General features: G+C 46.2%; 8 protein-coding genes. 3 read left to right on the plus strand and 5 right to left on the minus strand.

Annotated elements, in window-relative coordinates; all coding sequences use genetic code 11:
* Positions 1-100: 100 nt before the first annotated feature.
* Both QUB10_RS07875 and QUB10_RS07880 read right to left on the minus strand, forming a co-directional pair.
* On the minus strand, positions 101-5917 hold the full coding sequence (locus QUB10_RS07875) for a HAMP domain-containing protein (protein WP_333201046.1): 5817 nt from the start codon (positions 5915-5917) through the stop codon (positions 101-103).
* Positions 5918-6209: 292 nt separating this feature from the next.
* Positions 6210-8360 carry an FAD-dependent oxidoreductase gene (locus tag QUB10_RS07880; RefSeq protein ID WP_333201048.1) on the minus strand — a complete coding sequence of 717 codons (2151 nt, stop codon included), beginning with the start codon at positions 8358-8360 and terminating at the stop codon, positions 6210-6212.
* Between the two features lie 161 nt (positions 8361-8521).
* On the opposite strand from QUB10_RS07880, the gene QUB10_RS07885 reads away from it, so the two are divergent.
* The 3 genes from QUB10_RS07885 to QUB10_RS07895 all read left to right on the plus strand — a co-directional run bounded on the left by QUB10_RS07885 (position 8522) and on the right by QUB10_RS07895 (position 10759).
* Positions 8522-9034, plus strand: coding sequence for a hypothetical protein (locus tag QUB10_RS07885; protein ID WP_333201050.1), 513 nt, complete (start codon positions 8522-8524; stop codon positions 9032-9034).
* Between the two features lie 90 nt (positions 9035-9124).
* Entirely contained in the window at positions 9125-9889 is a 765-nt protein-coding gene (locus QUB10_RS07890) for an aldolase/citrate lyase family protein (RefSeq protein ID WP_333201052.1), read from the plus strand.
* 201 nt (positions 9890-10090) lie between these two features.
* A complete protein-coding gene (locus tag QUB10_RS07895) occupies positions 10091-10759 on the plus strand; it encodes a 2OG-Fe dioxygenase family protein (RefSeq protein WP_333201054.1) in 669 nt (222 codons plus the stop codon).
* A 123-nt stretch (positions 10760-10882) separates the two neighbouring features.
* Here QUB10_RS07895 and QUB10_RS07900 read toward each other — a convergent pair whose 3' ends face one another.
* From QUB10_RS07900 to QUB10_RS07910, 3 genes are all read right to left on the minus strand, one after another.
* Entirely contained in the window at positions 10883-11239 is a 357-nt protein-coding gene (locus QUB10_RS07900; protein WP_333201057.1) for a hypothetical protein, read from the minus strand.
* A 618-nt stretch (positions 11240-11857) separates the two neighbouring features.
* Positions 11858-12271, minus strand: coding sequence for a nuclear transport factor 2 family protein (locus QUB10_RS07905; RefSeq protein WP_190657739.1), 414 nt, complete (start codon positions 12269-12271; stop codon positions 11858-11860).
* A gap of 76 nt (positions 12272-12347) precedes the next feature.
* Positions 12348-13187 carry a Uma2 family endonuclease gene (locus QUB10_RS07910; protein WP_333201098.1) on the minus strand — a complete coding sequence of 280 codons (840 nt, stop codon included), beginning with the start codon at positions 13185-13187 and terminating at the stop codon, positions 12348-12350.
* Between the last annotated feature and the right edge of the window lie 53 nt (positions 13188-13240).

Genomic DNA, 13240 nt, shown 5'->3' on the forward strand with positions numbered 1-13240 from the left:
GACTAATGACTGTTGACTGTTGACTGTTGACTGCTGACTGTTGACTGCTGACTAATGACTAATGACTAATGACTAATGACTAATGACTAATGACTTCTTCCTATCGATAAAGCCAGACACGCAGCAGCGAGAGCAACTGTTCCGTATCAACAGGTTTGGTAATGTAGTCAGACGCACCAGCTTCGATACATTTTTCCCGATCGCCCTTCATAGCTTTCGCAGTAAGAGCAATCATTGGCAAGGAAGCAAATTGAGGCATATTACGAATTGCTTGCATGGTTTCGTAACCGTCCATCTCTGGCATCATCACGTCCATCAACACAATATTTATGCCAGGGGTATTTTGCAATTTAGCAATGCCCTCTCTGCCATTCTCAGCATACTCAATCTTCATTTTATGGCGCTCCAGCATACTCGTGAGGGCGAAAATATTCCGCATATCGTCGTCAACAATCAAGACTGTTTTGCCCGCCAGCGTCGAATCTGTTTGATACAATTGCTCTAGCATTTGGCGCTTCGGTTCCGGCAAATTTGCTTGGACTCGGTGCAAAAACAAAGCTGTTTCATCTAACAAACGTTCTGGCGATCGCACATCTTTAACAATGATTGTTTCGGCCATGCGCTTGAGTTGAGTTTCTTCGGATCGTGTCAACTCTTTGCCCGTATAAATAATAAGCGGCAGACTTTTCAAAGTAGCCTCTTGCTTGATCTGCTCTATCAGTTCAAAACCCGTCATATCTGGTAGTCCCAAATCGAGTACAACGCAGTCAAAATGCCCCGATTTCAAAATTGCTAGCGCCTCTGCACCACTCCCCACAGCCGTTGTAGAAACATCGTGATTGCCGATTAAATCCACAATGCCCAGACGCTGCGTTTCGTCGTCTTCCACGACTAGCAAATTCTTCACTGGCCGCTCCACAAACCCCTTAATATCAGTCAAAGCTTTGCTCAATGCTTCGCGACTGACAGGCTTTTGTAAGTAGGCGATCGCCCCTAACTGCAAACTACGCTGCCGCCCTTCTTCAACTGATACAATGTGAACCGGAATGTGGCGCGTACTTGGGTCGTGCTTCAAGCGATCGAGCACTGTCCAGCCATCCATCACAGGCAAATTTAGATCTAGCATAATCGCAGTTGGCTTGAACTCTCGCGCCATCGCCAAACCGATATCGCTCCGCAAAGCCACCAAACCTTTAAAACCCTGTTCCTGCGCCATATCCAACAGAATTCGAGCGAAGTTTACATCATCTTCAATAATCAAAAGCACGCGATCGTCACTCTCAATATTTTCTCGATCATCAGAGATTAAAGGTGAGGGGTAAGGCGCGATCGGCAAGTGGAAATTCGGCAAAGGAAGTGCGGGAGAATTAGCAGGGGGTAATTGAGGCGTTTGCTTGCCCGTCCCCGAACCCGTTTCATTCATTATTCGCGATTCTTGGTAAGTTTGTGGCAGATAAAGCGTGAACCTACTACCCTCACCAGGGCGACTTGTCAATTTAATTTCTCCACCTAACAAATTAGCGATTTCTCTACTAATTGACAAACCCAAACCCGTTCCCCCGTATTTGCGGCTAGTGCTACCATCTGCTTGTTGGAAAGCCTCAAAAATAACCCTGTGTTTTTCAGCAGAAATCCCAATCCCGGTATCGCTAACTGAGAAAGCCAAAACAGTAGGGGAACTCCTTAAACTTTCTATCTCTAAACTCCACCCTTCCCGCGCTACTTCCGCACGCAATTTCACCTCACCTCGCTCTGTAAACTTAAACGCATTAGAGAGGAGATTCTTCAAAACTTGTTGCAGGCGTTTAGCATCAGTATAGAGACCTTTTGGCAACCCAGCCTCAAGCTCTATTTTAAAACTCAACTTCTTATCCTGGGCGATTTGGCGGAAAGTCCGATCCAAATGATCTCGCAAGTCCGTAAACAACACTTGCTCAATTTCCACGGACATCGTGCCCGATTCAATCTTAGCGAGATCCAAGATGTCATTAATCAGCCCCAGCAAATCATTTCCCGCCGAGTAAATTGTGCGCGTGTATTCAACTTGCTTCAGAGTCAAATTGCCTTCAGTATTGTCAGAAAGCAATCGAGCCAGAATCAACAGCGAATTTAGCGGAGTTCGCAACTCGTGAGACATATTTGCCAGAAACTCCGACTTATACTTAGAAGTTAGAGCCAACTGTTCGGCTCTTTCTTCCAACAACCCCCTCGCCTGTTCGATATCTCGGTTTTTCCGCTCAACTTCCTTATTTTGCAGCGCTAGCAATTCAGCTTGTTCTTCTAGTTCTTCATTCGTTTGTTGCAACTCTTCCTGCTGACTCTTCAACAGTTCCTCAGATGCGCGGAGTGACTGCGCTTGCTGTTCGAGACGCTTGTTAGTTTCCGTTAGTTCTTTTTGCTGAGTTTGTAACTCTTCTGCCAAAGACTGTGACTGTTTCAGCAACTCTTCCGTCCGCATACTCGCCGCAATTGTATTTAAGACAATTGCGATACTTTCTGTAAGTTGGTCGAGGAATGTCAAGTGTATTTCGCTGAAGCGGCGGAACGAAGCTAACTCGATTACTGCCGTCACTTGTCCCTCAAATAGTACGGGTAAAACCACCACATTCAACGGCGTAGATTCTCCCAGTCCCGATCCAATTTTAACGTAGTTTTCCGGCACTTCTGTCAACAGTATGCGTTCCTTTTCCAGGGCGCACTGTCCTACCAAACCTTCGCCTAAATGGAATCTATTTCCTAACTGTTTGCGTTCGCGGTATGCGTAGGTACTTAACAGTTTGAGAAACGGATCATGTTCGACAGATTCCATCATGAAGAAGACGCCATGCTGAGCAGACACCAGCGGCGTCAATTCTGATAGAATTAGTTTAGAAACAGTTTCTAAATCCCGCTGACCTTGTAGCATTCGAGTGAACTTAGCAAGGTTTGTTTTCAGCCAATCTTGCTCAGTATTCTTCTGCGTCGTCTCCCGGAGATTGGCGATCATCTGGTTAATGTTGTCCTTAACAATGGCAACTTCTCCTTCCGTGGCGACGGAAATTGACCTCGTTAAATCGCCTCTGGTAACAGCAATTGCCACTTCTGCAATCGCCCGCAACTGAGTAGTCAAATTCGCCGCCAACTCATTCACATTATCCGTCAAATCTCGCCACGTCCCCGCCGCGCCCGGAACCTTCGCCTGGCCGCCCAATTTCCCTTCAATTCCCACTTCCCGCGCCACTGTAGTAACTTGATCGGCAAACGTCGCCAGCGTATCAATCATTTCGTTAATCGTATCTGCCAGAGTCGCAATTTCTCCCTTAGCTTCCAGCATTAATTTGCGCTTCAAATCGCCATTCGCCACCGCCGTCACAACCTTAGCAATACCCCGCACTTGCGCTGTCAAATTCCCCGCCATCGAGTTTACGTTGTCGGTTAAATCTTTCCAAGTTCCCGCAACTCCTTTCACCTCAGCTTGACCGCCCAATTTACCCTCAGTCCCCACCTCCCGCGCCACCCGCGTCACCTCAGAAGCGAAGGAATTAAGCTGATCCACCATCACGTTAATAGTATCTTTCAACTCCAGAATTTCGCCTTTGACATCGACGGTGATTTTCTTAGACAAATCGCCATTTGCCACCGCTTTCGTCACTTCCGCAATATTCCGCACCTGCGCCGTCAAATTCCCCGCCATCAAGTTAACATTATCGGTTAAATCTTTCCAAGTTCCCCCTACACCCCGCACGTAAGCTTGCACACCTAATTTACCTTCCGTTCCTACTTCCCTAGCAACTCTGGTTACTTCTGATGCGAAGGAACTCAACTGATCCACCATGATGTTAATCGTGTTTTTCAGTTCGAGAATTTCCCCTTTAACATCTACTGTAATTTTCTTGGATAAATCGCCATTGGCCACAGCGGTTGTCACTTCGGCAATGTTACGCACTTGTGCTGTTAAATTCCCCGCCATCGAGTTAACTGAATCCGTTAAATCTTTCCAAGTTCCCGCAACTCCTTTAACTTCAGCTTGCACGCCTAATTTCCCTTCCGTTCCCACTTCCCTCGCAACCCTGGTTACTTCAGAGGCGAAGGAATTTAACTGATCCACCATCGTGTTGACGGTGTTTTTCAACTCCAGAATTTCACCTTTAACATCTACAGTAATTTTCTTCGACAAGTCGCCATTTGCCACAGCAGTCGTAACAGCCGCAATATTCCGTACTTGTTCGGTCAAACTACCCGCCATGAAGTTAACGCTATCCGTTAAATCCTTCCAAGTTCCTGCTACGCCTCGCACATCCGCTTGACCGCCGAGTTTACCTTCCGAACCCACTTCTCTGGCAACCCTGGTTACTTCAGATGCGAAGGAATTAAGCTGATCCACCATCACGTTAATGGTGTTTTTTAGTTCTAAAATTTCGCCTTTAACCTGTACCGTAATTTTTTTAGATAAGTCACCGTTAGCAACCGCCGTCGTCACCTCAGCAATGTTGCGGACTTGTGCGGTAAGATTGCCGGCCATTGAGTTAACTGAATCCGTTAAATCTTTCCAGGTTCCTGCTACTTCTTGCACTTCTGCTTGTACGCCTAATTTCCCTTCCGTTCCCACTTCCCTAGCAACCCTGGTTACTTCAGATGCGAAGGAATTTAACTGGTCAACCATCGTGTTGACGGTGTTTTTCAGTTCGAGAATTTCGCCTTTAACATCTACGGTAATTTTCTTAGATAAATCGCCCTTGGCCACAGCGGTTGTCACTTCAGCGATGTTCCGCACTTGTGCTGTCAAACTGCCTGCCATGAAGTTAACGCTATCCGTTAAATCCTTCCAAGTTCCGGCAACTCCTTTCACCTCAGCTTGACCGCCGAGTTTGCCTTCGGAACCTACTTCCCTAGCAACTCTGGTTACTTCAGATGCGAAGGAATTTAACTGATCCACCATGATGTTAATAGTGTTTTTTAACTCCAGAATTTCACCTTTAACATCTACTGTAATTTTTTTAGATAAGTCACCATTTGCCACAGCCGTCGTCACGTCGGCAATATTCCGTACTTGTGCGGTAAGATTGCCGGCCATTGAGTTAACTGAATCCGTTAAATCTTTCCAGGTTCCAGCAACTCCCCGCACTTCAGCTTGCACCCCTAATTTGCCTTCCGTTCCTACTTCCCTAGCAACTCTGGTTACTTCAGATGCGAAGGAACTCAACTGATCCACCATGATGTTAATCGTGTTTTTCAGTTCGAGAATTTCCCCTTTAACATCTACTGTAATTTTCTTGGATAAATCGCCATTGGCCACAGCCGTCGTCACTTCGGCAATGTTACGCACTTGTGCTGTTAAATTCCCCGCCATCGAGTTAACTGAATCCGTTAAATCTTTCCAGGTTCCAGCAACTCCTTTAACTTCTGCTTGCACGCCTAATTTCCCTTCGGTTCCCACTTCCCTAGCCACCCGCGTTACTTCCGACGCAAAGGAGCTCAACTGGTCTACCATTGTGTTAACAATTTGCGCGGTTTGGAGGAATTCTCCTTTGAGGGGTCTGTCTTCTATTTCTAAGGCGATAGTTTGCGATAAATCTCCTTTTGCTACGGCCCGAATTACTCTGGCGGTTTCAGAGGTTGGTTGCACTAAATCTGTAATTAGGGTATTGACAGAGTTGACGCTAGCTGCCCATGACCCCTCGGCGCTGCCGATGGTGGCCCGCTGGGCGATTTTGCCTTCTTTACCGACAACTGTGCCGATGCGATCGAGTTCGGCCGCCATTCTCTCATTGAGATCGATAATGTCGTTAAGTTCGTCAGCAATTTTCCCCGCTAGACCGGTCTGGTCTATGGGCATCCGAACTGAAAAGTCCCCTTTTTTGACTGCTACTAAGGTTCTGAGTAACTGTTTGGCATAACCATTATTGGAATTGGGGCTTGTTATCTGTGCAGTTGACATGACCGTTACCTTTGACGAGTTTGAAGGGGAAGGGGGGAATATTTTTGAGATTATTGATATTATCCGACTAAAGCAGTGTCTGATTGCTTCTATCGAAAGATGGATGACAAATTGCTGTTTATCAGCTATTTTGTTATTGGTTATTTTATACGGGTTAGCAAACTCTTCTTGCTAACCAGTTAATTGTGGGGTGTCAGGAACAGGCCCGAAAGCCTGTTCCACCCTGTTCCACACAGAGTGAATTTTATTGTAGGGCGGGCAGGATGCCAGCGCTACAGATTACCAACTGCGATTATTTCCAATTTTGCCACGAACTATTGAAAATAGAAGTACCCGGAAAGGCGATGGGATTGGCATTTTGTTGCAACCGCAACTGTAACACTTCCAAGTTTGGCTCGCGGGATGGCAATTCGTCCACTAATTCATAAGGGAGAATCCCCTTTTCTAGGGAAAAAGCAGCCGTAACTCCCGCCGCCACACCGGCAGACCATTCAAAAGAATGCACTCGATAAGCAGCGGCCGCTGTGTGGCTAACAGCAATACTTTTACCCGCCACTAACATATTGTCAATTTTCTGAGGAATCATTGCCCGCAGCGGAATTTGGAAGGGATAAGCTTGCCCTTGACCTTTGCGAGTGCCTTCGCGTTCGGTATTTCCTGGTGCTTCCGGCGGACTGTTGGTCATGCAGGGGTGAAAGTCGATCGCATAATGACCAATACCCACAGAATCAGGATAAATCGTAGCGCGCGATCGCGATTTTGTATCCTCAACAGATTGACTTCCCACAGCCAAAGCCGGCGCATTCAAACCACCCACAGCTAACCACAACTTCCGATACTCTTCCTCCGACAAATTCTGGCGGTAAAAATCAGCCGTAAAGTCAGTGCGAGACATATCAACTTCCCACACCGTAAAACCTTGAGGCTGATTGAAACTCGGCCGCCCAATAATGCGTCGGCCCTCCCGCATATAAGGATATTTAGAAAGTCCGTGCACCGTCCCCATCGGCGAATCCAACCCGCTCAAAAAACGATTGTTTGGATTAGGCTTTTTGACTCCCTCTCCTAGCTGCGAGTCAGTAGTTCCTGTTACCAGCCAGTAGAAAAATCCTTTGGCATTTTCCTCTCCCTTTCGCAAAGTTTCCGTTCGCAAACCGCCCATCCATCCCCCCGGTTGCAGTTGACCTGCTTCTTCCAACTGCTGGCGAGTGTAAATTAAATTATCTTGAGAATTGCCGGGACGATAGTCATTGCCCCAAGTCCAGTTTTGCATCGAAATATCCCCCGGATAAATCGGGAATTGCTTCGGGTCTGAAGGTCGCTTTTGATCCGGTCTCATGCTCCTGATTTGGCGGTAGCTGAAAACCAAGGGAAAGCTCGCCAATCTCTGCAATTCGTAACTGTAGTAAGGAGCGTATTGTTGATAAAAAGACGGCACTTGATGCTGCTGCGGTTCCTTCGTTGCCTCCATTGCAAAGGTGTAGGTAAAACCTTGAGTGCAGTAAGCATCGCCGGTGGGGCTGGCGGAGGAAGGTTCAAGAGGGGAACGCGGGTCAATTCCGAGGCGGTAGGGAACATCGGCAAGTCCGATCAATTCACCTGTTTCAGTGGCATCTACAACGTACCAATCAGCAGCCCCCCTACTGCCAGAAGGGGAGGAACTGGTGGAATTCCCCCCTTGTAAAGGGGAACTGGTGGAATTCCCCCCCCTTGGTAAGGGGGGGTTAGGGGGGGTTCCAGATGCTTTAGGAATAAACCGAATAATAGTTTTGTTAAATCGCGGAGAATTTTCGTAGCGATAGGCATCTTCGATAGTCTGAGAAAGAGTTTCGGTGTTGATTGGCCCGGTGTTGGGGGCCGGTTTGTGTTGAATGGCGATCGCACTTTTAATTTGTTGACCCCCAACCGTATTCCCCGCCACAGCAGGAGTAATTGCTAGTTCTTTAATAACTGTATTGGGAAACCATTTCAGCGTGCCTTTGCCTTTTCTAGCGGCATCCTGCAAGATGTTAAATAGAATTTTGTGACCGTCGTAGGGCATGAAACAGGAATAGCTAACCCAACAGCCTCCGGGATTTAGCCGGCCGTAATGTTCCTTGATCCGTTCCCGCAATTCGAGGTAGCCGCGGGGGTAAAATAAGAGCGATCGCTGAGTATCTCTTTCATCGAGTGCGGAAGTTCCCTGGGAGGAAATTTGACCGCCTACCCAGTCAGTAATTTCAGTGAGGCAAACTGTGCGCCCCGCCAGCAAACCTTCGTAAGCGGTAGCAGCGCCGGAGAGCCCGCCGCCTGCTACTAGAATGTCGCAAGTTTCAGCAGTGTCGGGATTGCGACCCGGTGCGGCAAATACTGGCGAAATGCTCCCTATCGCGGAAATTATGCCGAGGGTGAGGCTAAGGATCGATCGACCTTTGAGCAAAAATAGATACTGTCGAAGTTTCATCGGAGATTGTGGAATTAATTTTGACATAGCCCGAAAAACACTCCTCCCATCTAAATGTTTATTTTGCAGTATACTGGTATTTCGCGGTGTTGTCAGGGAAAACTTTTTTAGATAAGAGGCATTAATACCAGCAACAACTATTGAACAGCCGGATCTACCTTATGCTCAAAATCGTCAAATTTTTTAGGTCATTCATTCCTTTTGAGAGTTTAACAATTACCACCAGTTTAACTTATTCGGAAGTTTTACGCAGGTTAGACGAAGTTGTTACTCCTCCCAAAGTTTTTAGAATAATTATACCCTTTGGTCAACCCCCTGCAAAACCCTATGAAGGAACGATTTATGGCAAAAAATTCAAAATTAATCGCATCATCATCGGGAGACATTTATTGTTCCCAATTATACAAGGAGATATACATAATCAACAGTTCGGTTGTTCCATCAGAATTAGGATGAGTTTACATACAACAGTTATAGGAATTCTGATTCTTTGGCTGTGGACAACTGGCAGTATAGGAATGTTTTCTTTATTTGCTTGGTTAGTAGAACCATCCGTGGGAGCCATATTTTTACCAATCTTAGGAATGTTTATTTGTGGCTGGCTTTTGTGCTTGATTCCCTTTAAGATTGAAGCAAAAGCAGCTACCAAATTTTTAGCGATACTCTTAACCTAAAATAATTTGTAACCGCAATATTTTAGTTGTATTATTAAAAATAATCTGGGTTCATCGGCATTCATCTGCGGTAAAAAAAAGTCCAAAATTATGCGTCAAAACCAACTGAAACAAAAAATTAAACAAGGCGAAACAGTCCTCGGTTTATTTATGAACTGCGCTTATCCCGCATTCATGGAAATATGCGGTCACGCTGGATTTGATTTCGCCGTTATCGATATGGAACACGGGCCCCTGAACCCGCTTGCTGCTGAAGATTTGTGTCGCGCCGCCGACTGCACTGGAATTGCACCGATTATTCGTGTCCGCAAAAACGACGGGCCGCAAATTCAACGAGCTCTTGATATCGGCAGTGCAGGCGTTCAAGTACCTCAAATAGAAAGCAAAATCGATGCCGAAACCGCTGTCAAAAGCGCTAAATACAGTCCTCTGGGCACGCGAGGCCTTTCCTTCGCTACGCGGGCGGGGCTTTACACCGCTGCAGGTACAAATATCACCGACAAACTCAACGAAGAATCCTTAGTTGTGATTCATGTCGAAGGCAAAGGCGGCATCGACAACCTGGCAGAAATTGTTACTGTGCCAGAGGTGGACGTGATTTTTCTGGGGCCTTACGATTTGTCACAGTCGATCGGCATTCCCGGTCAAGTCCGCGATCCCCGAGTCATCGACATGATGCAAGAGGCAGTGCAAACCATCCGCAAAGCAGGCAAAGCCGCCGGTACTTTTGCCGAAAACCCCGAAATCGCCCAGCAGTGGATTGATGCTGGCGTTCAGTACGTTGCACTTGGGGTCGATGTTGCCGTTTTCCTGCGGGCCTGTCAGTCGCTGGTGAAAGCAGTCAATCGATTTTAGATTTTAGATTTTAGATTTTAGATTGGGGATTTTGGATTAAAAGAAGAACCAGCCCCGGATTCATCTTGCAAGCTTTACGATATCTTTGCAATTTTTGTAGTGTCTTTTACGACACATCCAAAAAACCTGCGCTAGAGTAGAAGCATACACCTCCTCCAGGCAAAATTAGGGAGGGGAGCAAGGCTTCAGGGAGTAAAATCTATGAAAACCGTATTAGAATCCATTCATTTGGATTATGCCTTCATGTTTACTTTCAAAAAAGTAAACTCGATTAAGCTAGAAGGTTTCAAGGAATTTTTTGACGATATGCCTGTCGATCCGTATGTGAAAGGTAAGTATCGTTCGAGAAGATTATCGCGGTTTGCAGTCAACGGAAATGAGTTAGTTAAGTTACCTCACGGCTATTTGTATCAAAGCAAAACATACAATCCGCTAGTGGGTGATATCAGGCGGGAATTTGCCGAATTGGACGATCGACTAATCGCCCTCGATAATTTCAAACAGATGATTTTTGCTTTTTTCGATTCCTGCAAAATTCACCCTGAAGCTGAAATCGGCATCCATCAAATCAGGACAACTTGTTCGCCGCACAATTTCGGCAACCCCGCACCGGAAGGCATTCACCAAGACGGTACTGACTTTATCGGGATTTTCTCGGTGGACAGAACTAATATTGTCGGCGGGGAAACGCATTTGTACTTGGCTAAAAAAGAGAAGCCTGTTTTTAATAAAATTCTGCAGCCAGGGGAATTGCTGTTAGTTAACGACCACGAATTTTTCCACTTTACTACGCCGATTAAACCGGAATCTGAAGGAGTGGGAACCAGGGATGTCTTTGTGCTGACTTCTCCGAGTTTGCTTACCGATTGAGGATAAAGTCTGGGACGAATAACCTAATGATGTAGGGTGCGCGCCGCGCACCTTACTTCGATTACCCATTACTGCATCCCACAGATCACCTTTTGGTTGCGCCCCTCCCCATTTCAATGATGGTTAATGCTTGGGAAAATCGATTCCTGAAATTGATATTCCTTCCATCTTCTCCACATATCGTCCTTGAGCCGCTACACATTCTGCCATTTTTTTAGCTTGTATGGGTTCACTCCTTCGATCGGGGGAGATACCTCTATACTCCCATGTACCGCGAATGTCGCCAGAGAATGCTTTTCCATTGTTTTTTAATACTAGCTCCGTGCCAGTTGCATCAATATAGTATTTCCCATTTTCCAAAGACACGCTGCTAATTGTGATAGATTCGACGCCTTTGTAGGGATTTGCAGGGCCATCGACGATCTTGATGCAGATTCTATTGTTTTGATGTGCAATCTCTCTACGGGAGTTATTGAACATTGTTCCTTGAGCGTAGTAAGCTCCTGTGGGTAAAATTGTAGAGCCCTGTTGATTACTTTGAGCAGAGGACAATGATGAGATTGACAGAAGGATAGAACTAACAATTAGTGTTTCGATCGCCAAAAATTTCATTTGCAACAAAACTCCATTAAAATTGTTTTTTCAGATTGTACACGATCGCAGATGCTCTATAAACTTCTCTAGAGTTCTTGCAAAAGTCAAATTCACCCCCCGCAAGTCCCCCTTATTAAGCGGGGAAACAAGAATAATCTTGCCTCCTCCCCTGATTCAATGGGAGGGTTGGGGTGGGGTGCCTTGTATTTTTGCAAGAGTTCTAATCATCACTAAAGTCCTGACTACAAACCTTTCGTTAGTAGTGAGGGCTTTATTCGTCTTTCTGGCATTGAGTAGACTTCTTGCAAAAGTCCTTTCGATCAAATTTTCGGACGGGCAAGATGCCCATCCCACAAGAGAAAAAACTTTTTGTGGGACGGGCATCTTGCCCGTCCCAGCTATTTTTGCAAGAGGTCTAGGCAATCATGACTAAAGTCCTTACTACAAACCTGCATATTTTCCTAAAAAACCAGGTTTATGCGTCTAACAACTCACCGATAAATCTTATCGAAACTTCCGTTCAGACTCTTGAATGGGAACATCATTAATACTAGCTTCACGTCTTCGCATTAACCCATTTTCGGCAAATTCCCACTGTTCATTACCATAGGCGCGATACCAGTAGCCAGAATCATCGTGCCACTCATACTCAAATCGAACAGAAATCCGATTATCTGTAAAACTCCACAGTTCTTTCTTTAAACGGTAATCTAATTCCTTTGCCCATTTTCGTCTTAAAAAAGCCTTGATTTCTTCCCGTCCGCTGAAGAATTCGGCACGGTTTCGCCACTGAGAATCTTCCGTATAAGCTAAGGCTACTCGTTCTGGATCGCGGGTATTCCAGGCATCTTCAGCAGCTTGAACTTTGGCTTTAGCCGTTTCCAACGTAAAGGGCGGTAGAGGTGGTTTAGTTTCCATCAGCTTGGTTTTTTGTGATTGTAAAAGGTAAGGTGCGGGATGCTCGCGCTACAGAGAGAGTTTTGGGAATTTGATATCAATCCTCAGCATCGGGATCGATTCCCATTGCTCGCAGTCGATCGGCTAACTGGGCGGCTTTTCGCTCTGCTTGTTCGGCTCTTTCCCGTTCTTGTTCGGCTCTTTCCCGTTCTTGTTCGGCTCTTTCCCGTTCTTGTTCGACCCTGCCCCGCTCAATTTCAACTTGTTCGGAGCCAGTTAACAGCAAATTCCCCTGCGAATCCCACCACCGCAGCCAAAGCAGTTCTTGATTTTGATAGCTTCCCTGCCACAGTCCCAATTCTACATCTAGTACAGGAATGGGATAGTGACCGCGTTCGTTTGGCTCCATCCTTCGATACCCAAAATCTATTAGGTGATAGACCTCTAAATTGCCCGTTCTCATTTCATAAATGCCGTAGTAAGGGATGCGGATAATTCTCTCGTACACCCAAAACTTACCGGGTTTAGTTGTTGTACCGTCGGCCGCCACAGAAAGCGGAGTACGATCGCGCTCTTCCTCTCCATTACCACTAGCAAATTCTAAAGCAATGAACGGAGCCATGTGTTCCCGCCAAAGTACATAAGAACGGCGAAAACCATCGAGTGTTGCGGGTACATTCGGCACGTAAAACCAATCCGGTGCTTCTGCACCTCGTTCTGGCGGGTCAGTTTCTCGCCAGTAAATGCCGCAATCTTGCCCGATCGCATATTGTCCGTCTGGATGCAGCCGCTCTACAACCGGCCCGATCGAATCTGTCAGAATGATGCTCTGAGGATGCTCCTGAAAATTTTTCACAAATGTACCGTCTTCGTCTGGCAGTTGGGTATGGTCGGGGAATGCAGGAGGCAGACCTGTAGCAGTTATTGTCTCATTCATCGTCTTTTCCGTGCAGTTATTGTTCATTGTACTGCGAAATTTTATAGCAATCT

The sequence above is a fragment of the Microcoleus sp. B5-D4 genome, from assembly GCF_036705145.1.
Taxonomy (GTDB): Bacteria; Cyanobacteriota; Cyanobacteriia; order Cyanobacteriales; family Microcoleaceae; genus Microcoleus.

Excerpts from the sequence above, each read along its gene's own strand:
- QUB10_RS07875 (WP_333201046.1), bottom strand. The coding sequence starts at position 5,917 with ATGTCAACTGCACAGATAACAAGCCCCAATTCCAATAATGGTTATGCC.
- QUB10_RS07880 (WP_333201048.1), bottom strand. The coding sequence starts at position 8,360 with ATGAAACTTCGACAGTATCTATTTTTGCTCAAAGGTCGATCGATCCTT.
- QUB10_RS07885 (WP_333201050.1), top strand. The coding sequence starts at position 8,522 with ATGCTCAAAATCGTCAAATTTTTTAGGTCATTCATTCCTTTTGAGAGT.
- QUB10_RS07890 (WP_333201052.1), top strand. The coding sequence starts at position 9,125 with ATGCGTCAAAACCAACTGAAACAAAAAATTAAACAAGGCGAAACAGTC.
- QUB10_RS07895 (WP_333201054.1), top strand. The coding sequence starts at position 10,091 with ATGAAAACCGTATTAGAATCCATTCATTTGGATTATGCCTTCATGTTT.
- QUB10_RS07900 (WP_333201057.1), bottom strand. The coding sequence starts at position 11,239 with ATGTTCAATAACTCCCGTAGAGAGATTGCACATCAAAACAATAGAATC.
- QUB10_RS07905 (WP_190657739.1), bottom strand. The coding sequence starts at position 12,271 with ATGGAAACTAAACCACCTCTACCGCCCTTTACGTTGGAAACGGCTAAA.
- QUB10_RS07910 (WP_333201098.1), bottom strand. The coding sequence starts at position 13,187 with ATGAATGAGACAATAACTGCTACAGGTCTGCCTCCTGCATTCCCCGAC.